Genomic DNA, 22489 nt, shown 5'->3' with positions numbered 1-22489 from the left:
TTTTTTTTTTTTTATAAGTTTGACATGTTGAAAGTTAAGATATTGAGTTTTTAAGGCTTGATAATATTACTGGATTAATATTGCTTGTAGCAACATTTATTTTTAGTTTAAATTCTTGAATTGATGAGGAATACGAGGAAGGAATAAATAAAACCGTAAAAAAAAATAAATTTAAAATATATTATTATGAGAAATGCAATTGCCTTGTTTTTAATAAGTTTATTAATGCTTTCCTGTAGTTTAGATGACAGTAGCAATGGCAGTGATTATTATAATTTAGATGTCGGAATAACAATTACTCTTAAAGACAATAATAATATTGATTTGTTAAACCCTAACAATCCAAATGCATATTTAAGTGAAAATATAAAAATTTATTATTTAAAAGAAAATGGAGATGTTGAAGAAGTATATAATTCAAATTATGATTTTCCTAGGAATTTTAAAATTATTACACCTGAAGATTCTCAAGAAGATATTTACGCAATGTCCTTAACACCAAATACTTTTTTAGTGGATAATGCCATTACGTATATTGAATGGAATGACACTGAAACAGACACAATTAAAACAAGTTATAGATATGGAAGTAACCATACTGTTTGCAATAAGGTTTGGTATAATAATGTAAATGTTTGGACAGAAAATCCTGATGTTAGTAGTGTTAGATTATTAGAGATTATAAAAGACTAAACAATATAAACTTATAAAATAAGACAATGAAAACGCATATTTAGCAGAGAACATTAAAATTTATTATTTAAGATATGGTGAAATCGCAAATATTTGATGCAGACAATATTCCTGAAACATTACCTGTAATTATAAAAGATTAAAGAAATTAATCTTAAAAGCAACATATTAATTGAGCCATTCTTTTTAGAATGGCTTTTTTATTTCGTATTTTTCCACTACAATAAAACAACGGTAACATGATTAATAAAAAAGTGGCAAATGTTCATGAAGCGCTAGATGGCGTTCAAGATAATATGACCTTTATGTTTGGAGGTTTTGGGCTTTGTGGTATTCCAGAAAATAGTATCAATGAGTTGGTAAAATTAAACCTTAAAGACCTCACTTGTATTTCAAATAATGCTGGAGTGGACGACTTTGGCTTAGGTTTACTACTTCATAAAAAACAAATTAAGAAAATGATTTCCTCTTATGTTGGCGAAAACGACGAGTTTGAACGTCAGATGTTAAGTGGCGAATTGGATGTGGAATTAGTACCTCAAGGAACTTTAGTAGAACGTTGTCGTGCAGCACAATCTGGTTTCCCGGCGTTTTTTACACCTGCAGGTTACGGAACCGAAGTGGCAGAAGGTAAAGAAGTTAGAGAATTTGATGGGAAAATGTATGTTTTAGAACAGGCGTTTAAAGCCGATTTTGCTTTTGTAAAAGCCTGGAAAGGCGATGCAGCAGGAAATTTAGTTTTTAAAGGCACCGCCAGGAATTTTAATCCCGCCATGTGTGGTTCTGCAAAAATTACTGTCGCTGAGGTGGAAGAATTAGTTCCAGTAGGAAGTTTAGACCCAAATCAAATTCATATCCCAGGTATTTTTGTACAACGTATTTTTCAAGGAGAAGCCTACGAGAAACGTATAGAACAACTTACAGTTAGACAAAGAGATTAATAAAAAGAAGTTATAAGAACATATCGTGCATTAAAAATTATACGTATTGCACCTACTAAAGTTCAATTTTAGACACTTAAAACTTAAAAAATGTTAGATAAAACAGGAATTGCTAAACGCATAGCTAAAGAAGTACAAGATGGCTACTATGTTAACCTAGGGATTGGTATTCCAACTCTAGTAGCTAATTATGTAAGAGACGATATAGAAGTGGAATTCCAAAGTGAAAATGGCATTCTAGGAATGGGGCCTTTTCCTTTTGAAGGAGAAGAAGATGCCGATTTAATTAATGCAGGAAAACAAACCATTACCGCTTTACCTGGAGCTAGTTTTTTTGACTCCTCCATGAGCTTTTCCATGATCCGTGGACAACACGTAGACTTAACCATTCTTGGCGCTATGGAAGTAGCAGAGAATGGCGATATAGCCAATTGGAAAATACCAGGAAAAATGGTAAAAGGGATGGGTGGTGCCATGGATTTAGTTGCTAGTGCCGAAAATATTATTGTTGCCATGATGCATACCAACAGAGCGGGCGACTCTAAACTACTTAAAAAATGTAGTTTACCTTTAACGGGCGTAGGCTGTGTTAAAAAGGTGGTGACTAATCTAGCCGTTCTAGAAGTTACTGAAAATGGATTTAAACTCTTAGAACGTGCTCCAGGAGTTTCTGTAGAAGAAATCCAGAAAGCTACCGAAGGTACCTTAATTATAGATGGAGAAATCCCTGAAATGAGTATTTAATACGAATTCCATTTGTCCATTATATAAAATAGACACAACAAATAAAATGAGTTTTTAAGGAACTCCATTTATTTAAGTAGAAAAATAAAATCACTACTTAAAATACGTTTGAAAAGAAATCATTTCTAAAATATAAAATAAAGTCTTTTTAAGACATAATTTAGAGCCATAAACTCCGAAATATAAAACTAATTTTATTTCTGGATTTGTGGCTTTATTTTGTAATACACAAAAATTACAAACCATTTATATGTAAGAAAAGTAATAATAATTTGTCTTAAATGTTAAAATTTTAAGTATTTCATCGATTTATTGTGTATTTTAGCTGAATAAGTCAAAAAAAGTTTCATATTAGCAGAACCAAATCTAAATAACTAATTGACCTAATTCTTTAAAACTTTAAATTTATAATTTGCCCCAAATCTATTATAAATTTAGAATAAAAAGAATCCCCAAATCTGCTAAAACTATTACTTATGAATTTTGCCCCAAATCTACCTAAACAACCTACAAATTACGAGAGCAAATTAAATTCTAGTTTGCAAAGTACCGGACGCTTTATTAAAAGTTTGATGTATTTAACTAAAAAAGTATTCATGTTATAATCCTTTTGGAATAGCATGAATTAATTTTTTGGTATAGTTTTTCTTCGGATGGTTATAAATAACATCGGCATCGTCCATTTCTTCAATTTGTCCTTGATTCATAACTATTAATTGATCGGACATATATTTCACCACAGCTAGATCGTGTGAAATAAAAATATAAGTAAATCCAAAATTCTCTTTTAAATCGTTCAACAAATTAAGTACTTGTGCTTGAACAGAAATATCTAAAGCGGAAACAGACTCATCGCAAATAATTAATTTTGGCTCTATAGAAATGGCTCGTGCAATGCCAATTCGCTGTCTTTGTCCTCCAGAAAATTCATGAGGATATCTATTAAAATACGTTTCATCTAAACCAACTTTCAGCAATAAATCTAAAACGAGATTTTTTCTTTCTTCCTCTGAAACTCCAATACCATGAACTTTCATAGGTTCCATAATGGCTTTTCCAACAGGAATTCGTGGATTTAATGAAGCATAAGGATCTTGAAAAATAATTTGAATGTCTTTTCTAAGTTTTCTTACTTCTTTTTTAGATAGTTTAGTGATATCTATACCTTCATATAAAATAGATCCAGATGTAGCTTTGTCTAATTGTAAAATGGCATTTGCTAAAGTAGATTTTCCACAACCAGATTCTCCAACTAAACCAAGGGTTTCACCTTCATATAATTTAAAATTAACTTGATCTACAGCTTTAAAAACTTCAGGTTTAGAAAACCAACCAGATTTAGAAATATAAGATTTCTCCAAATTAATCACTTCTAATAATGGTGCTTTAGAATAAATGTTTTTATGAAATAGCTTTCTGTCTTCGCTAGAAACAATAGACCTATCCGTAGTTTCATTCATAAAATCTTTTATGGTAGGAAGTCTTTTTAATCGCACATCTAGGGAAGGTTTGGAGTTGATCAAGGCTTTTGTATAAATATGTTCTGGACTTTTAAAAATTTGAAGAACTGAACCTTGCTCTACAATATTCCCTTGATACATAACTAAAATCCGATCTGAAATTTCAGAGACCAGAGATAAATCGTGCGAAATAAAAATAATGCTCATATCTTCTTCAGCCTGCAACTGTTTTAAGAGCAAAATAATCTCCTTTTGTACGGTAACATCTAAAGCTGTTGTTGGTTCGTCTGCAATCAAAATTTTAGGTTTACATGCTATTGCCATGGCAATCATAACCCGTTGCTTCTGACCACCAGAGATTTCATGTGGATAAGCTTTATAAACGCGTTCTGGATTTGGGAGTTTTACCTTTTTAAAAAGTTCTAAAGTCTCAGTTTTAGCTTCCTTTTTAGAGAGTTTTGTGTGCTGTAATAAAATTTCTAATACTTGTTTTCCACAAGGCATGGATGGGTTTAAAGAACTCATAGGTTCTTGAAAAATCATGGCAATATCGTTCCCTCTTATTTTTTGAAAATCCTTGGAATTAATTTTAGTTAAATCTACACCATTGTACAAAATGCTTCCAGTGGTTATTTTGGAAACTTGTTTTGGTAATAGTCCAAGTATAGCAAGAGACGACACCGATTTTCCAGAACCGGATTCTCCAACAATTCCAAGAATTTCATTGGTTTTTAAATGAAAGGAAATATCATGGATAATCTCTTTCTCTATGCTGTTAGAAGTGAAAGAAATAGATAGGTTTTTAACAGTAAGTAAATGCGTATTTGGCATATGTAAATGTAGTTATTTTTAAATAGCTAGATTTTAATTTGGTTCTTAATTAGGATGGTTTTTATATGTGCACAATCTCATTAGTATGAAGCAACTCATCGCCACGGAGTTTCAAGAAGATTTGAGCCACAGCAATCGTGTCTTTTTCACAATAGGTAATAATCCGGTCTATTTCCTTTTCTTCGTAATAAACCCGATAGACTTCACTGCCATCAATATCATCTTTAGGCGAAGGGATTCCTAAAATATTAGTCAGTAATTTTAAAGAAGTATAATGCTTATAATCGCCAAATTTCCATAATTCTAAAGTGTCCAGATGTGGTACTTCCCAAGGTTTTTTACCAAAGAGATTTAATTTGTATGGCAATTCTATGCCATGAATAATCATCCGTCTGGCGATGTACGGAAAATCGAATTCCTTTCCATTATGGGCGCATAATAAGTGTTTGGTCTGACTGAAATGTGAGGCAAGCAGATTTTTAAAATCTTTTAAAATATCGGTTTCTTCTCCGTAAAAAGAAGTTACCCGAAAGGTTCTAATATCTCCTTGATATTTAAAATAGCCTACCGATATGCAGACTATTTTACCAAATTCGGCCCAAATGCCGGCTCTATCGTAGAATTCTTCGGCAGTGAATTCGTCTTTTCTTTGATATTGGGTTTTTTGTTCCCAAAGGTCTTGTTTGGTTTTATCTAAATCTGAGAAATGCTGATTTTCTGGAACAGTTTCAATGTCCAGAAAAAGAATATTCTCGAGATTTAATTTATTAATCATCTAAACAATTTTTAAGACTTAGATAATAAAGTTACGCATTGTTTTCCAAATATTCCAGCAACTCCAGCAGCAAGACCTCCAATAATTCCCGTAACTAAAATTAAAAGATAAGCATTTCCATTTAAAGGTAATAATACGGCCATCTTTTTAGCTAGAATAAAATCGTTAGTACTGCTTAACCAAAAGGAATAGGTCACCCAGAAAAGAGTAATAGCTAAAAAAGGTACGACAAATACCGAAGCACGTTTCAAACTAAAAAACAGACCTGTGGCAAAGGCTGCTACCATAACCGACCACCAAGGTAAAAACTGTGAAAGAATAATGGCTAAGACTATTGTTACTATAAAATTAATGATGTTTTTTGTCATGATTACGGAGTTAAAGTTTGGGTGGAAATTACGCCTTCTGTGTTGTTTTGATCTTGAATAAAGAGAGCTTCAAAATATTCTCCAACAGCCCAACGATCAATAAAATTATCGTAATATTTACTGCCTGGATTTCCAGATTGACCTCCTGGATATATTCCTAAAGCGGTTGGTGGCGATGTCATTTCTACAATCATTCTCCAAGAAGGACCATGATTGGTATCGGCTGCATTTACGGTATGTCTGTCTCCACCAATTGGTAAATCGAATCTAGAAAAAGCAGGTAAACCCTGTAATAAATGTCCAACATAAGTCGCTTTATAAGCTTGCCAGTTATAATTGCCATGAATTTCTTTCCATTCATTAAGCTCTTTAACTGTTTCTTTAAAAGTAATTAAAAACAGGTCTTTAGCTGTTTCTTTTTCAGGTGTTGCTACAATATCCATAAGTTCATCTTCTGGATAGTTTTTAAGTAAATAGATGGTTTGGTACATAAACGGTTTCATATAAGCTATGTTTTCATCATCAAATTCATCCCAGGTTAATGGGTATAATTTCTTCCACCATAAATCCCAAATACTCGGAGCAATTTTATCGATATCGCTATTATAATCCCAGGCTGTAATAAGTTTTAAAACCTCTTGTTCTTCGTTACTCAAGCTAGAATTATCTATGTGTTCTAACATGTATGGCAATAATTCAGAAGCTCTTAAATTATAATTATTGTTTTGAAGGTCTTTAAAATCTTGAATGTTAAAGGTTTCTTTTGAACGGAAGAAATCGTTAATCACACGGTTTCTATAAGTTTCATAACCATCGTTAAACACATAAAACGGATAAGATTTATCTACAGGATGTTGATTTGCCGAACTTACAAAACCACGTTCTGGATTTTTTGAAAAGGCGTTATTCTCTTTAGGAATAAAGCTTTGCCAGTCGTGATCTGGATTGCTGCCATCCATTAAAAACTTTCCTTGTCCTTGCCACTTATTTGGAAATAACCCTTGAATCCATAAGGCAATATCTCCTGAAGTTGATGCAAAGGCAAAGTTTTGAGCTGGAGCCACCCAATGTTGAAGAGCTGCTAAGTAATCGTCGTAATTTTTTGATGAGTTTAAATCGATTAAAGTTCTTTGATTGTTACCACCAATATGCCCAATCCATTTCATAGCATAACCTACTTCTTGTCCGTTGCCTTTAAAAGTATGATCGTAACTTACAGGCCCATGATGGGTATAAATTACCGAGTCTATAAAGGTTTCTTTTCCGTTAATTTTTATTTCTTCAACCCTTAAGGTAGCATCTTTCCAGGCACCATTATATTTATACTGAGTTCTACTCTTATCCTTAAATTCAATTTTATACCAATCCTTGACATCTCTTGTGGCATTGGTTTCTGCCCATGCAATATCTGTATTAAAACCTGAAACCACGCCCATGGCTCCAGGAAGGGTTGCGCCATAAGAGTTATGTTCTGGAGTAGCCAATTGCATAACAAACCATATTGATGGTAAATTAAGGCCTAAGTGTGGATCGTTGGCAAGAATGGGATTACCAGAATAAGATTTTTTACCAGATACCGCCCAATTATTACTCCCATTATTAGCGTGAGGTTTTTCCATGGTTTCCGCAATAGAATCTAAGGGTAATTCGCTAAGTGGGGTTTCAGTAATAGCGGTTTCTATATAGCTCCAATCTGTTTCTTTAGAAATAATTGGATCGTTTACATCAAAAAAATCTGGGTATAACAAATCAAATCGCTCTTCACCTAATAACCTCAAGGCATTGGTATATTCTAAATCGTGCTCTCTACTACACAACATATCTGTCATATACATAAGTAAATAGGCTGTTTTATCTAAAGCCCATAATTCCGGCTGATAGCCTAACAATTTGTATTCTACAGGATAGTCTTTTGGGTTTAAAGATTGAATATAACTATTAACTCCATCGCTGTAAGCTTCTAGAAGCTCTATAATCTCTGGATCTTCAGCTTCCATTTTCTTTATGGCGTTTTCGGCACCAAAACCTATGCCTTTTCTGCGTTGGGCTCTATCGTAATCCAAAGCTTTTTCACCAATAATTTCAGATAATCTTCCGGCAGCTGCAAAGGTTTGGAAATCCATTTGCCAAAGTCTATGTTTGGCAGTAATATAGCCTTGCGCTCGGTACAAATCTGTGTCGTTTTGTGCAAAAATATGAGGTACAAGGTTTTCATCGTAGTGCACAGTTACCTTCTCCGAAAGGTTAGGAATCTCTACATTTCCAGTAGTAGATTCGGTTTGTTCATTTTGCCAGATTCCTTGAGCTGGATTTAAAAATTCGCCTAGAGCAGGAACTGCCCCCAACTTGGTGTTTAAAATAAAAAAAATGCCAATAAGAAGCAGCAGGGAAACTAAAAATTTGAGGTATTTCATTTATGAAGGTTTTAAAGACTAAAGATATATGTTTTTGTTGAATTTTAAATTTTGAAAAAACATGAAGATTTAAATTAAAAAAGGGATTGTTGTTTATACGGACTTTCGTGTTCTAGCAACCATTTTTTTCTGTGTAAACCTCCAGCATAACCCGTTAAACTGCCATCGCTACCAATAACTCTGTGGCAAGGAACTACTATCCATAAGGGATTTTTACCATTGGCATTGGCAACAGCTCTTATAGCTTTAACATCGCCAAGTTGTTTGGAAAGTTCGAGATAAGACAGTGTTTTTCCAAAGGGAATTTTTAATAAAGCGTCCCAGACTCTCTTTTGAAAATCTGTGCCTTCTGGATTTAATTCAAGATCAAAATTTTTACGTAAACCTTCAAAATACTCTTTTAGTTGCTGCACGCAATCTTCTAATTCTATGGGAATAATATCAGTAATTCGTTCTTCGGAATTCAATACAATAATAGATGAGATGCCATTTTCGTCTCCAGTAATTTTAGTAAAACCAAGAGGTGTTTTTATAATGCAATCTTCCATTATTCTTCTTCAGGTTTAATATCGTCTATTAATCCAAGACGCTGTGCTCTGGCTTCCCAACTGCGTCTAGCTAAAAGTTGTAAATCTGGAACATCATCACTTTCGTCCATAATCTCTAAGCCTAAAAGCGTTTCAATAACGTCTTCCATGGTTACCAAACCACTCACAGATCCGTATTCGTCTACCACTAAAGCCATGTGGTTTTTACTTTCAACTAATTGATCGAAAAGCAGAGGAATTGGAGTGCTTCTATTCACAATTATAATATTTCTTTTAATATCTGAAAGTAATTTATTTCCATTACCAAAGGCCATTTCTTTAAATACTTCGTCTTTTAAAACCAAGCCAGTAATATTATCTGGATTATCTGTAAATACTGGGATTCGGGAGAATTTTATATTGGCATTATTTTTAAAAAATGTTTCAACACTTTGGTTTTCATTTTCAATAGACATAATAGTTCGAGGGGTCATAACGTCTTTTGCCAATACTTCTTTAAAGGTAAGCATGTTTTTTATTACCTTACTTTCCGATTCTTGAAAAACACCTTCTTCTTCAGCAATATTTGTCATAGCATGAAAGTCTTCTCTACTCATAACACTTCCATGACCTTTTCCTCCAATAAGTTTAGTTGTAAGTCTTAAAAGCCATAAAATACCTGTATATTTTAGAGGAAATATTAAGATATTAAGTGCTGTTGCTGTAAAACCAGCCAAAGATTTCCAGTAGGTAGCACCAATAGTTTTTGGTATAATTTCTGAAACTACTAAGATAAGTAAGGTCATGATAGCCGATACAATTCCCACGGTATTTATTCCGAAGAATTCTATCTTATAAGGTAGTTTTTCAGCTTCAATACCTACCATCATAGCACCCAAAGTATGTGCAATAGTGTTTAAAGTTAAGATGGCTATAAGAGGCTGATCGACATCTTCTTTTAGAGCTTCAAGTTTAAACGCATAGTCTTTTCCTTCTTGTTTTTTTACATTAATAAAGGTCGGTGTAACACTTAATAAAACAGCTTCCAGGATGGAGCATAGAAATGAAAAAAAAATTGATATGGTAGCCCAAAAAATGAGTGTGCTCATTAAAGTATAATTTGTTTTTTGCTAATTTACAAAATCCAATTTACAACCTTAGAAACAAAAAGACCTCAATTCTTAAAAAAAGTTGAGGTCTTTGATTAATTTAGAATAGAAAAGTTTAACTATTTAATAGCTTAACAACATCTTTTGCAAAATAGGAAGCAATTATGTCTGCTCCAGCACGCTTCATAGCGGTAATTTGTTCCATCATTACGGCATCATGGTTTAACCAGCCTTTTTCTGCAGCAGCTTTAAGCATGGCATATTCGCCAGAAACCTGATAAACTGCTACTGGAACATCCACTTCTTCTTTAATGTCTCGGACAATATCCAGGTAGCAAAGTCCTGGTTTTATCATGACGATATCTGCACCTTCATCAATATCCATTTCTGTTTCTCTGATGGCTTCAAAACGGTTGGCATAATCCATTTGGTAAGTTTTCTTATCTTTTGGAATGTTTTTTAAATCTACTGGAGCAGAATCTAAAGCATCGCGAAAAGGACCATAAAATGCCGAAGCATATTTAGCCGAATAACTCATAATTCCTGTGTTTAAAAACCCTTCGTCTTCAAAAGCCTCACGAATACTTAATATACGACCGTCCATCATATCGCTTGGTGCTACAAAATCTGCTCCAGCATTGGCGTGAGACAAGCTCATTTCGGTGAGTATATCGACACTTTCGTCGTTTAAAATCATTCCGTTTTCCACAATACCATCATGTCCGTACATAGAATATGGATCCATGGCCACATCTGTCATTACTAACATATCCGGACAGGCATTTTTAACAGTTTTAATGGCACGTTGCATTAATCCTTTTGGATTTATAGCTTCTTTTCCAGCATTGTCTTTTAGGTTGTCCGGAACTTTTACAAAAAGCAATACCGACCTTAATCCTAGACTCCAGAGTTCTTTGACTTCTTTTTCAAGTAAATCTAAACTGTAACGATAATAATTTGGCATGGAAGCAATTTCTTCTTTCACTCCTTTACCTTCAACCACAAAAAGTGGTACTAAAAAATCTGTTGGAGAAATAATTGTTTCTCGGACTAAGCTTCTAATAGCTTCGTTAGATCTTAGTCTTCGGTTTCTTTTTATTGGATACATAATTTCTAATTTTTGGCATAACCTAAGTAATACCATGTGTCATTTTCTTTTATAAAAGCAGATTTTTCATGAATATGGTTATTGGTACCGTTTTCATTAAAATAAGCATTAAATATAACTGTGCCTTCTTCATCATTTTTTAAACCTTTAGTGGTTTTAAGCACCTCAAGTTTTATCCATTTTACAGATTTAGCCCATTTTACAATGGCTTCTTTTTCTGCTATTGGTCTTGTAGATTTATGATGGGTTTGCATTAAATAATCACCATTGGCCAATACAAAAGCACTATATCTAGAACGCATAAGTTGTTCTGCTGTTTCCGTTTTTCCATCGTTTAAATGAAACACTTTGCAACATTCTTGGTAGGTTTTATTATTTCCGCAATAGCATAGCATGTCAATCTCGGTCTATTGGTTTTGTAATGTGATTATTCTTTTTTCTTCAAATCTAAATCTTCAAAATCGAAACTAAAATCGGTAATATCAGAAATTGGTTTTAATTTCATGCCTTGAGCTTTCCCGTTTTCATCGAATTGAAAATTTACAAACACATCGGCATCATAACTTCTATCATCCCATTTTGCAATCATAACATTAGAGGAATAAGGAATTAATTCGCCTTTTAATCTTGGAGAAGTTTTGCAGGAAATTCGTAACGTATTTCCGTCGTTTAAAATTTCTACATCTCCAAACCAATTATCTGTGTATGTTCCTATAATTTGCTCGTTTTTTATCTGACATTTTTTATCTTTCTTAAAAGCCTCTGATTTTGCAAAAACTTCTTGTTTTTCTTTTTCAAATTCAGCATTTCTCTTGGTCATTATTTCGTTGTATTTTTTTAGCCAATCTCTATCTTCAACACCTAAATATGCGTCTTTTATAGTATTAGTAATGGCACTAAATGCAGCACCACTTTGCTGATTGGTAAGTACAACAATTCCTAAATTCATATCAGGAATTAATGTAAATTGTGTAACTGTTCCTATTAATCCACCTGTATGATATACTTGTTTATGTCCTTTTACATCGGTTAAAAACCAGCCTAATCCATAACCACGAAAATTAGAATCGTATGAGTTTTTTAAAGATACAGGGCTTGCTATTTGAAGATTCCATAATTGATAAATTTGCTTGTCTGTAACAAGTTTTACACCTTCTTTTGTTGTAAAACCATTCATTAAAAACTCTGCCCAGGTGTTCATATCTTTAATATTACTAATAATTCCACCAGCCGCATTTGCAGTTTCATTCCAATCGTGAGGAATAGCTACTACTTTGCCATCAACAGGGGCATGAGCATCAATAATATTTGAAACATTGGCCTTTTTAGCGTTATTATAACTTCCATAGCTTGAAGTCATTCCAACAGGTTTTAGAATCTTTTGTTCTATAAATTCTGCCCAGGAAAGCCCAGAAACTCTATGAATAACTTCGCCAGCAACAATAAACATTATATTGTTATAATCTAAAGTACTTCTAAAAGAATTCTCAGGTTTTAAATATCTTACATTATGGATAATGTCGTTAACCGTAAGACTTCCTCCTTCGGGGAAAAACATCAAATCGCCTTGACCTAAACCAAGACCAGCACGGTGTGTAATTAAATCTTTGATGGTTACTTCCTGCGAAGCATAAGCATCATGCATTTTAAACTCAGGAATATGTTTAGAAACCTTGTCATTAAAACTCAATTTACCTTCATCGGCCAAAATGGCTAAGGCAGTAGCAGTAAATCCTTTTGAATTAGATGCAATTCCGACTAAGGTTTCATCCGTCATTTCTTGATTTGTAGTCAAAGATCTTACACCAAAGCCTTTTGAATATATTGTTTCACCATCTTTAATAATTCCTACTGAAATACCAGGAACATCAAAGGTTTCTAAAGTGTTTTGAATGATATCATCTAATTTCTTTTCTTCAATTTGAGAAAAGGAAATACAGGATATTAAAAATAATAAAATAGAGAATTTTGTTTTCATTTTTTATTGATTTTGAATTTTAAGAAACAATCCATTCTTTAGGATTTTCGAGTACTTTTATTAATTTTTCTTCTTCGCTTCCAGGCTCTGGATGATGATTGTAAACCCATTGTACATGAGGTGGTAAACTCATTAAAATACTCTCTATCCTTCCGTTAGTTTTGAGACCGAAAAGTGTGCCTTTATCATGCACTAGATTAAATTCTACATAGCGTCCACGACGAATTTCTTGCCAGGTACGCTGTGCGTCTGTATAAGGTAAATTTTTTCTTTTTTCGACTATAGGTACATAAGCTTCTAAAAAGCTATCGCCTACTTCAGTTACAAAGTCGTACCAGTTTTTCATATTCATGTTGTCTGTAGCTTTGCAGTAATCGAAAAATAAACCTCCAATGCCTCGACCTTCGTTTCTATGCGAATTATAGAAGTATTCATCACATCTGTTTTTGTAGGTTGGATAAAATTCTGGATGATGGTTGTCGCAGGCTGTTTTACATATACGATGAAAATGTATGGCATCTTCATCAAACAAATAATAAGGTGTTAAATCTTGTCCACCGCCAAACCAACTATCTACAATATTTCCTTCTGGATCGTACATTTCAAAATAGCGCCAATTGGCATGAACTGTTGGAACCATTGGGCTTTTTGGGTGTAGGACCAAGCTTAATCCACAGGCAAAAAAATTGGCATCTTTTACGCCAAAATGCTTACGCATGGTTTCTGGAAGTTCGCCATGGACAGCAGAAATATTGACACCTCCTTTTTCAAAAACATGCCCATTTTCTATAACCCGGGTTCTGCCTCCACCACCTTCAGGACGTTCCCAAAGGTCTTCTTGAAATTTGGCTTTACCGTCTACAGCTTCTAGTTTGGAGGTAATACTATCTTGTAGCTCTTGTATATATTGGTAAAATTTATCTTTCATTTTTTTTGTTTTTTAATATTGAAGCTCAAAGAGCTCCATATCTACATTTGATTTTTCCGAAACAAATTCTTTCTCCAAAGTTTTGGACCAGGTAAATCCGCAACGTTCAGCTACCTGAATGCTACTTAAGTTTGTTTTGTGAATAAGTATGTGCAGATTTTTTAATCCTAACTCTTCTAAAGCAAATTTAGAAACAGCTTTTATGCTTTGTGTAATCCAACCTTTCCCCGAGTATTTTTTGCCAATGCAATAAGCAAATTCACCTTGTTTTAATTGATAGTCAATGTTTTTTAGAGTAACTAAACCTGCCACAGCATTGGTTTCAATATCTTTAATAGCAAAAGTGAACTCTGTTTTGTTTTTAGTGGCTTTATTTTTATTGGAGATATAGATTTTAGAAGCAGCTTCCGAAAGATTTTGCTCTAAGGTTTTAGGTAAATATTTTTGAAAACTTTTTCCATTAGAAATCATCAGAGCACTTAAACTTGAGGCGTCTTCTGGTTTGAGGGCTTCAAGTTTAAATGTTACTGTTGAAAAAGTCATTTTTATACGTGATATTCTTTAACGGCATCAATAAATGCTTTGGCATTATCTAGGGGAATATTTGGTAGAATTCCATGCCCTAAATTTACGATATATTTATCTTTTCCGAAATCGTTAATCATTTGATGTACCATTTTTTTGATTTCTGCTGGAGGGGAAAACAATCTTGTAGGATCAAAATTTCCTTGTAATGTAATATTTCCACCAGTTAAATAACGTGCATTTTGAGCCGAGCATGTCCAATCAATTCCCAGGGCCGAAGCACCAGATTTTGACATTTCGTCTAAAGCAAACCAGCAACCTTTTCCAAAAGCTATTACTGGAGTTTCATCTTTTAATGCATCGATAATTTGCTGGATATATTGCCAAGAAAATTCTTGGTAATCTACAGGAGACAACATGCCTCCCCAAGAATCAAAAACCTGAACAGCATTTACGCCAGCTTTTACCTTTTCTTTTAAATAGGCAATGGTAGTATCTGTAATTTTTTGAAGTAATTGGTGAGCGGCAATAGGGTTTGTAAAACAAAACTCCTTTGCTTTATCAAAATTCTTACTTCCTTGACCTTGTACACAATAGCATAAAATAGTCCATGGAGAACCAGCAAAACCTATTAACGGCACTTCGTTATTTAGTTTTTCTTTGGTCTGTTTTATAGCTTGGTATACATAATCTAATTCTACGGTAACGTCTGGTACAATTACGTTGTCCACATCTTTTTGGGTACGAATAGGATTTGGTAAATAAGGTCCAAAATTAGGTTTCATTTGCACCTCAATATTCATGGCCTGTGGAATTACCAGAATATCGCTAAATAAAATTGCAGCATCCATTCCGTATCTACGAATAGGTTGTACGGTAATTTCACTAGCTAAATCTGGAGTTCTACAACGTGTAAAGAAATCGTATTTTTCTTTGATTTCCATGAATTCAGGTAAATAGCGTCCAGCTTGACGCATCATCCATACGGGAGGACGGTCTACGGTTTCACCTTTTAATGCTCTTAAAAATAAATCGTTTTTTATGCTCATATTTTTTGTCATCCCTGAATATTCGGGAATATTTTTAGTTGTACTTTAATTCTTGTAATAACCTTAGTTATAATGTTCGTTTACTAATTCAATAACACTTTCAACAGTTGGAATTTTAGCAACTCGAACATCTTTAAAATGTTTTCTAGCTTCTAAAGCCGTAGAGTCGCCAATGCAGAAAGCTATTCCATTAGCATGATTTTTCTTAATAAAGCTTTGAACAGTTGAAGGGCTGTAAAACATAACGCCTTCGATATCTTGATCTGCCTCAATAGCATCGTATTTTGTCTGATAAGCTTCAATTTCGTTAATTTTAATATTATTCTTAGTTAGAATCTCCGGAATATAGTCTAATCTTAAATTGCTACAGAAGTAATTAACTTCGGTTCCTTCCATGAATTCAGCTAAGTAATTAGCTAAGTCTTTTCCGTAATTTTCTGAGTGAACAACTTTCCCAATTCGTTTTTCTACCATACGTTTGGTGCGACGACCAACACAATAGATATTTTCGAATTTTAAATCTTCTGCTGGGCAATTTGTTAAAATAGCTTCTACCGTATTTTGACTTGTGATAATCACATTTTTCATAGGAGCTTTTAAAACTGCTGCCGAAATTCTGTTTAAACTTATTTTAATAGCATCGTTACTGGTTGCCACTATGTCGTCGTTTAATAGTTGCATTTGTCCTTCGGTAAAAGACTTTGTGGAATAGATATTTGTTTTTTTATGATTGTTTTTAATGCCATCCATTAAAACCTTTCCACCTCTTTCTATGACATAGTTAGAACAGTATTCGGCAATACCTTTATGTTCGCCAAGCTTTTCAGTTCTAGTAACTTCTATTTTTTTTGTACCATCCGGACTTAATAATACACCTTTAAAGATCACTTCTTCATTCTTGATATAGGCTATGGCACCAATAGGAGCAGAGCATCCACCTTCCAATAGGTTTAAGAATTTGCGTTCAATGGTTGTACAAATCTCTGTTTCTTCATGATTTAGTTCGGCACAAATAGCTCTTACTTCTTCATCTTCTTCTAGGGCAGTTATCATAATAGCGCCCTGAGCAGGAGCTGGAATCATCCAGTCTAAATTGATAATATTTTCTGGTTTAATATTTAATCTTCCTAAACCAGCTGCTGCAAAAATTGCGGCATTCCAATCGGAATTATCTTGAAGCTTTTTAAGTCGTAAATTAACATTTCCTCTTAAACCAACCACAGTATGTGTAGGATATCTATTTAGCCATTGAGCCCGACGACGTAAACTTCCTGTTGCTATAATGGCTTCTTTTTGACCTAAAAACTCTTCGTTATTTTTAAATACTAAGGAGTCATTAATATTTCCACGTTTAATAACGGCTGCTTGTACAACGCCATAGGGTAAAATAGTTGGTACATCTTTTAAGGAATGTACGGCAATATCGATATCTCCATTTAGCATGGCAATATCTAATGTTTTAGTAAAAACACCGGTGATACCCAGTTCGTAAAGGGGTCTATCTAAAACTAAATCGCCAGTAGATTTTACTGGAATTAGTTCTGTTTTGTGTCCTAAGTGTTCTAATTGTTGTTGTACTGTTTTGGCTTGCCATAGTGCTAATTGACTATCACGAGTTCCAATTCTAATTATTTTAGACATGGTTTGTAGTGGATTCTAATTGGAAAACCTTTTTAATAAGTTCTAGGCTTTCGTCTGTAGGAATTGCTTCATCTCTTAAGTGATGAGCAAAATGATTGGTAATTTTTTGTATGATATTATTACTGATTAATTCGGCTTGCTCTTCGTTAAAACCAGCCATTTTTTTACGTTGTGTTTCTAATTCAGCAATTTTAAAATCGTTTAATTTTAGTTTTAATGCTTTAATAGTTGGCGCAAACTTTCTAGTTTCAAGCCATCCATTAAAGTCTGCTTCAACTTCTGTAATAATTTGTTTTGCAAGAGGAATTTGTGCCTTGCGTTTTTCCAGAGTTTCGTCTGTAATTTGAGATAAATCGTCCAGGTGAATTAAGGAAACATGATCTAGTTCTGACACGTTGTTATTCACGTTTTTTGGAATAGATAAATCTAAAATTAATAACGGATTTTTAGATTGGATAAGATGTTTGTCTACCGTAGGATTCTGTGCTCCGGTAGCAACTATTAATACATCCGATTGATTTATTTCTTCTTGTAAATTCGAGTAATCCTTAACTAAAACATTAAACCTTCCAGCAACTTCTTCTGCTTTATTTTTAGTTCTGTTTATTAAGGTAATATGTTCGTTTTTTGTGTGTTTTACAAGGTTTTCGCAAGTATTTCTACCAATTTTGCCTGTACCAAAAAGTAAAATATTTTTATTACTAATATCTGGTACATGACTCATAATATATTGCACGGAAGCATAAGATACAGAAGTTGCTCCAGACGAAATATTGGTTTCGGTTTTAATGCGTTTACTAGCTTGAATTACGGCATTTATTAAGCGCTCTAAAAATGCATTTAATAACTGCTCTTTTTTTGAAACTCTAGCGCTTGTTCTTAATTGACTAATAATTTCAAAATCCCCAAGAATCTGACTATCTAGTCCAGATCCAACCTTAAACATATGCGATACGGCATCTTTACCTTTGTAAATATAAGCCACATCTTGAAACTCTTCTACAGTTCCTTTTGTGTTCTCGCAAAGTAATTTTATAAGTTTATAAGGGTGTTCTGCAAAGCCGTAGATTTCAGTTCTGTTACAGGTGGAGCTTACAATTAAACTCTCTATGCCAGTTTCTTTCGCTTGCCTTAATAAGTTAATTTTAGCCTGTTCGTCTAAACTAAAATGCCCTCTAGTTTCAGCATCGGCTTTTTTATAACTTAAGCCAATAGCATAAAAGTAGGTTGTTTTTGATGTGTTCATATAATCCATACCTGACTTGGAAAATTCAGCAACAAATGTATATCTATGTTTAGACAAAAAGTAACGCTTGAAGAACTTTAAGTGTCGTTCAGGGTTTTTTAACTTTAATTTTAATTTTTATATGATAAATATCATACTTTTGCACTCATATCAATGCTTTTAGACTATTTAGTTTAGAATCAATCTAAATAAAAGAGAATGAATCCACATTTTAATACTAAAAAAAATATCGCTCAAGGTTCTTTTGACGAGCTGGAAATTGAGGAGGATTTTTTTGTTTTAACTTATCGGAATGAAAGTGGTGTTTTAGAAACACTTGATCGCGAGATAGATAGTAGTTTTATTCAATTTCATTATTGTGTAAAAGGATCTAGTCAATTTGTTTTCAATGAAGGAAGGTATGCGCTTGATATTAAAGATGAAAATTCGCTGTTACTTTATAACCCTCAGCGAGATTTACCCATTCATCTAGTGGTGAGCCCTAATTCTTGGTTAGTTTCTGTATTAATATCTATTAAGAAATTCCATGGTTTATTTTCTCAGGAAGCAGATTATATTACTTTTCTGAGTGATGATAATGTCGATAAAAAATATTATAAAGATGGGAAAATTTCACCATCTATGGCTATTGTACTAAACCAATTGATAAATTTCAATTTAAATTCATCTATTAAAAACCTGTACTTTAAAGGGAAAGCTTATGAATTATTGAGCTTGTATTTTAATAGAAGCGAAGAAGCAAATATTGAACAATGTCCATTTTTGGTAGACGAAACCAATGTTATTAAAATTAGGAAAGCTAAAGATATTATTATTTCACGAATGGCAGAGCCTCCAACGTTACAGGAGTTGGCAGATGAAATTCAGTTAAGTTTAAGAAAACTAAAAGAAGGTTTTAAGGAAATTTATGGCGATTCTGTATTTAGCTTTTTATTCGATTATAAAATGGAAGTTTCTAGAAAACTGTTAGAAACTGGAGATCTAAATGTTAACGAAGTAGGTTTAAAAGTGGGTTATAGTACTTCTAGTCATTTTATTTCGGCATTTAAAAAGAAATATGGAACTACTCCAAAAAAATATATAATGTCGGTATCTTCGCAATCTTAAATTTATTAGCTGTTTTTTAAAATGAAATTTTATTTTTCCTGTTCTCCCAATAGCTAAGCAAAATAAAAAATATGAAAGGTGTATTATTTGTAAATCTAGGATCCCCTGATAGTCCAACCGCTAAAGATGTTAAACCATATTTAGACGAATTTTTAATGGACGAACGTGTTATAGACGTTCCGTTTTGGGCAAGAGCTCTAATTGTAAGAGGGATTATTTTAAATACAAGACCAAAGGCATCAGCTGCTGCCTACAAAAAAATCTGGTGGGAAGAAGGTTCTCCTTTAATTGTTATTTCCGAAAGGTTACAAGCTAAAGTACAACAGCAGGTTGAAAATTACCCAATAGCCTTAGCCATGCGTTATGGAAGCATGACTATTAAAAAAGGCTTGCAAGAATTGGTAGATAAAGGTGTAGACGAGGTTTTATTAGTGCCCTTATATCCGCAATTTGCTATGGCAACCACCGAAACTATTGTGGTACTTGCTGAAAAGCTAAGAAAAGAACATTTTCCAAATATAAAAATTACAGAGTTTCCTCCATTTTATAACGATCCTGATTATATAGATGTTTTGAGTGATAGTATTTCTAGACATTTAGAAGATAAAGATTACGAACATTTATTATTCTCTTATCACGGAGTTCCGGAACGACATATTTTTAAGAGAGATATTACTAAATCTCATTGTAAAATAGATAAAAGCTGTTGTGTTACTCCATCCAGCGCTCACGAATATTGCTATAGACATCAGTGTTTTGAAGTAACTAGATTAGTTGCTAAAAAACTTAACTTAGCACCAGGAACATATTCTAATAGTTTTCAATCTCGATTAGGTTTCGATCCCTGGTTACAACCACCAACAGATAGAACCATTGAGCGTCTGGGAAAACAAGGCACCAAAAGTATGGCGGTTGTTACACCTGCTTTTGTTAGCGACTGTCTAGAAACTCTAGAGGAAATTGCAATGGAAGGACAAGAAATTTTCCATGAAATAGGAGGAAAAGATTTTACAACCGTTCCTTGTTTAAACGATGATGAACCTTGGGTTAAGCTTCTAGCCAAGTGGATTAAAAACTGGGCTGAACCTAGTATTGCAGAACGTGTTTAATGGCAAATGTATCCTCACAAGATTTAGGCACGCAACCTATAGGAAAACTACTTATTAAGCAGGCAGTTCCAGCATCCATTGGAATTTTAGTCATGTCGCTTAATATACTTGTGGATACTATTTTTGTTGGAAATTGGATTGGCCCCACAGCGATTGCTGCTATTAATGTGGTATTGCCAGTTTCCTTTTTTATTGCTGCTTTAGGAATGGCCATTGGAATTGGAGGTTCTTCTATTATTTCGAGAGCTCTTGGCGGAGATAAAAAGGAAAAAGCTCTAAGAACCTTTGGAAACCAGATAACTTTAACTTTACTGTTTACGGTTTCAATGGCATGTTTTGGTTTGTACTATGTGGATTCTATAATCCCAGCTTTTGGAGGAAAAGGAGCCATTTTCGAGCCAGCTAAAATCTATTACGTTATTGTACTTTATGGCGTACCCTTTTTAGGCCTTTGTATGATGGGTAACGCTGTTATTAGAGCAGAAGGAAAGCCTAAATTTGCCATGTATGCCATGATGATTCCTTCTGTAGGGAACTTAATTCTAGACTATGTTTTTATCAATGTTCTAGACTACGGAATGGCAGGAGCTGCATGGGCTACTACCATATCTTATTTGTTGTGTTTTGCTTTTGTTTTATGGTTTTTTCTATCTAAAAACTCAGAGTTAAAAATTAATCTTTCAGATTTTATTCTTCATAAAACAGTTGTTTCAGAAATTGCTTCATTGGGCTTTGTAACTCTATCCAGACAGGCTGTTGTTAGTATTACCTATTTGTTTATGAATAATATTCTTTACGATTTAGGAGGAGAAACTTCGGTTACGGCTTATGCAATTGTTGGAAGAATGCTCATGTTTGCTTTATTTCCAGTTTTCGGAATTACTCAAGGGTTTTTACCAATTGCTGGATTTAATTACGGCGCATTAAAGTATTCTAGAGTTAGAGAGGTTATCAATACAGCCCTAAAATATGCTATGATTTTAGCCAGCGTAATTTTTGTTTTACTTATGGTGTTTCCGGAAGCAATTACCAGATTATTTACACAAGATGCAGAGGTTTTAAAGGAAACCCCAAGTGCTATGAGATGGGTTTTTGCAGCAACTCCTATTGTTGCTGTTCAACTTATTGGAGCTGCTTATTTTCAGGCTATAGGAAAAGCAATCCCGGCACTTTTCTTAACTTTAACTCGACAAGGATTCTTTTTTATTCCATTAATTTTAATTCTACCTAAGTATTTTGGAGAATTGGGGGTTTGGATGTCTTTTCCAATTTCGGATGTTTTGTCGACCTTAGTAACGGCCTATTTTTTGAATAAAGAAGTGAAATCGACCTTAATAGTACGGTCAGAAGAAAAACAATAAGTACCTTTAAACTGTGGAATATTACAACTACATAAAATCGCTTCATCTAATTTTTGTTATCACTTGGTTTGCCGGTTTATTCTATATTCCTAGACTTTTTGTATATCAAATTGAAGCCTTCCATAAACCTTCGCCAGAAAAGGAAATTTTAGGAAAACAACTTAAGTTAATGGCTAGAAGATTGTGGACAATAATTACATGGCCTTCAGCAATTTTAGCAAGTCTCTTTGCTATTTGGTTACTAATTATACAGCCGTATTGGTTAGAGCAACCATGGATGCACGTTAAATTACTCTTTGTTTTACTTTTGTATTTCTATCATTACAAAACACATATTTACTATAAGCAATTGCAGAAAGATATTGTAAAAAAATCGTCTAATTTTATGAGACTTTGGAACGAAGGAGCTACTTTTATTCTTTTTGCAGTCGTATTTTTGGTTATTTTAAAAAGCGCTATAAATTGGGTTTTTGGAGTTGTTGGTATCTTAGTTTTAGGAGTTTTATTGATGTTGGGCTTTAAAATATATAAGAATATTCGATCTAAAAACCCCGATGCTTAATCAGTAGGTTTTC

21 protein-coding genes are annotated in these 22489 nt (G+C 33.5%); 7 read left to right on the top strand and 14 right to left on the bottom strand.

Translation table 11 applies throughout. The features are described from left to right. Positions 1-186 precede the first annotated feature (186 nt). From OS188_RS13710 to OS188_RS13700, 3 genes are all read left to right on the top strand, one after another. Positions 187-693 (top strand): hypothetical protein, encoded by a 507-nt coding sequence (locus OS188_RS13710; RefSeq protein ID WP_267149419.1) that lies wholly within the window; start codon positions 187-189, stop codon positions 691-693. A gap of 239 nt (positions 694-932) precedes the next feature. Then, positions 933-1634: a CoA transferase subunit A gene (locus tag OS188_RS13705; RefSeq protein ID WP_267149418.1), complete on the top strand. Its 702-nt coding sequence runs from the start codon at positions 933-935 to the stop codon at positions 1632-1634. Positions 1635-1724: 90 nt separating this feature from the next. Then, on the top strand, positions 1725-2378 hold the full coding sequence (locus tag OS188_RS13700; protein WP_267149417.1) for a 3-oxoacid CoA-transferase subunit B: 654 nt from the start codon (positions 1725-1727) through the stop codon (positions 2376-2378). 599 nt (positions 2379-2977) lie between these two features. On the opposite strand, the gene OS188_RS13695 is transcribed toward OS188_RS13700, so the two are convergent. From OS188_RS13695 to hemA, 14 genes are all read right to left on the bottom strand, one after another. Next, positions 2978-4669, bottom strand: coding sequence for an ABC transporter ATP-binding protein (locus OS188_RS13695; RefSeq protein WP_267149416.1), 1692 nt, complete (start codon positions 4667-4669; stop codon positions 2978-2980). Positions 4670-4730: 61 nt separating this feature from the next. Beyond that, complete coding sequence (locus OS188_RS13690; protein ID WP_267149415.1) at positions 4731-5444, bottom strand: 3'-5' exonuclease; 714 nt, start codon at positions 5442-5444, stop codon at positions 4731-4733. An 11-nt stretch (positions 5445-5455) separates the two neighbouring features. Beyond that, entirely contained in the window at positions 5456-5812 is a 357-nt protein-coding gene (locus tag OS188_RS13685; RefSeq protein ID WP_267149414.1) for a hypothetical protein, read from the bottom strand. A gap of 2 nt (positions 5813-5814) precedes the next feature. After that, positions 5815-8226 carry a penicillin acylase family protein gene (locus OS188_RS13680; RefSeq protein WP_267149413.1) on the bottom strand — a complete coding sequence of 804 codons (2412 nt, stop codon included), beginning with the start codon at positions 8224-8226 and terminating at the stop codon, positions 5815-5817. Positions 8227-8300: 74 nt separating this feature from the next. Then, entirely contained in the window at positions 8301-8774 is a 474-nt protein-coding gene (locus tag OS188_RS13675; RefSeq protein ID WP_267149412.1) for a methylated-DNA--[protein]-cysteine S-methyltransferase, read from the bottom strand. Further along, on the bottom strand, positions 8774-9862 hold the full coding sequence (locus OS188_RS13670) for a CNNM domain-containing protein (RefSeq protein WP_267149411.1): 1089 nt from the start codon (positions 9860-9862) through the stop codon (positions 8774-8776). Before OS188_RS13670 ends, OS188_RS13675 begins: the two co-directional genes overlap by 1 nt. Before the next feature lie 115 nt (positions 9863-9977). Next, positions 9978-10970 carry a porphobilinogen synthase gene (gene hemB / locus OS188_RS13665; RefSeq protein WP_267149410.1) on the bottom strand — a complete coding sequence of 331 codons (993 nt, stop codon included), beginning with the start codon at positions 10968-10970 and terminating at the stop codon, positions 9978-9980. Between the two features lie 5 nt (positions 10971-10975). After that, the gene (locus OS188_RS13660; protein ID WP_267149409.1) at positions 10976-11365 is read right to left on the bottom strand and encodes a YchJ family protein; all 390 of its coding nucleotides are present in this window, start codon (positions 11363-11365) and stop codon (positions 10976-10978) included. Positions 11366-11397: 32 nt separating this feature from the next. Continuing rightward, entirely contained in the window at positions 11398-12948 is a 1551-nt protein-coding gene (locus tag OS188_RS13655; RefSeq protein WP_267149408.1) for a serine hydrolase, read from the bottom strand. A 19-nt stretch (positions 12949-12967) separates the two neighbouring features. Further along, entirely contained in the window at positions 12968-13876 is a 909-nt protein-coding gene (hemF, locus tag OS188_RS13650) for an oxygen-dependent coproporphyrinogen oxidase (protein WP_267149407.1), read from the bottom strand. A gap of 12 nt (positions 13877-13888) precedes the next feature. After that, on the bottom strand, positions 13889-14419 hold the full coding sequence (locus OS188_RS13645; protein ID WP_267149406.1) for a GNAT family N-acetyltransferase: 531 nt from the start codon (positions 14417-14419) through the stop codon (positions 13889-13891). 2 nt (positions 14420-14421) lie between these two features. After that, the gene (gene hemE / locus OS188_RS13640; RefSeq protein WP_267149405.1) at positions 14422-15450 is read right to left on the bottom strand and encodes a uroporphyrinogen decarboxylase; all 1029 of its coding nucleotides are present in this window, start codon (positions 15448-15450) and stop codon (positions 14422-14424) included. Between the two features lie 63 nt (positions 15451-15513). Further along, complete coding sequence (gene hemC, locus OS188_RS13635; RefSeq protein WP_267149404.1) at positions 15514-17091, bottom strand: hydroxymethylbilane synthase; 1578 nt, start codon at positions 17089-17091, stop codon at positions 15514-15516. Then, positions 17084-18346, bottom strand: a complete 1263-nt coding sequence (gene hemA, locus OS188_RS13630) for a glutamyl-tRNA reductase (protein WP_267149422.1) — start codon at positions 18344-18346, stop codon at positions 17084-17086. Before hemA ends, hemC begins: the two co-directional genes overlap by 8 nt. 189 nt (positions 18347-18535) lie before the next feature. Between hemA and OS188_RS13625 the strand changes: the two genes are divergently transcribed. The 4 genes from OS188_RS13625 to OS188_RS13610 all read left to right on the top strand — a co-directional run bounded on the left by OS188_RS13625 (position 18536) and on the right by OS188_RS13610 (position 22476). Further along, complete coding sequence (locus OS188_RS13625) at positions 18536-19444, top strand: helix-turn-helix transcriptional regulator (protein ID WP_267149403.1); 909 nt, start codon at positions 18536-18538, stop codon at positions 19442-19444. Positions 19445-19515: 71 nt separating this feature from the next. Beyond that, entirely contained in the window at positions 19516-20553 is a 1038-nt protein-coding gene (gene hemH / locus OS188_RS13620; protein ID WP_267149402.1) for a ferrochelatase, read from the top strand. After that, complete coding sequence (locus OS188_RS13615; protein WP_267149401.1) at positions 20553-21914, top strand: MATE family efflux transporter; 1362 nt, start codon at positions 20553-20555, stop codon at positions 21912-21914. Before hemH ends, OS188_RS13615 begins: the two co-directional genes overlap by 1 nt. A gap of 13 nt (positions 21915-21927) precedes the next feature. Further along, the gene (locus OS188_RS13610; RefSeq protein ID WP_267149400.1) at positions 21928-22476 is read left to right on the top strand and encodes a CopD family protein; all 549 of its coding nucleotides are present in this window, start codon (positions 21928-21930) and stop codon (positions 22474-22476) included. Positions 22477-22489: the final 13 nt, after the last annotated feature.

It is taken from the genome of Xanthomarina sp. F1114 (assembly GCF_026410255.1).
Classification (GTDB): domain Bacteria; phylum Bacteroidota; class Bacteroidia; order Flavobacteriales; family Flavobacteriaceae; genus Xanthomarina.
This window is presented reverse-complemented; position numbering and strand designations above follow the sequence as displayed.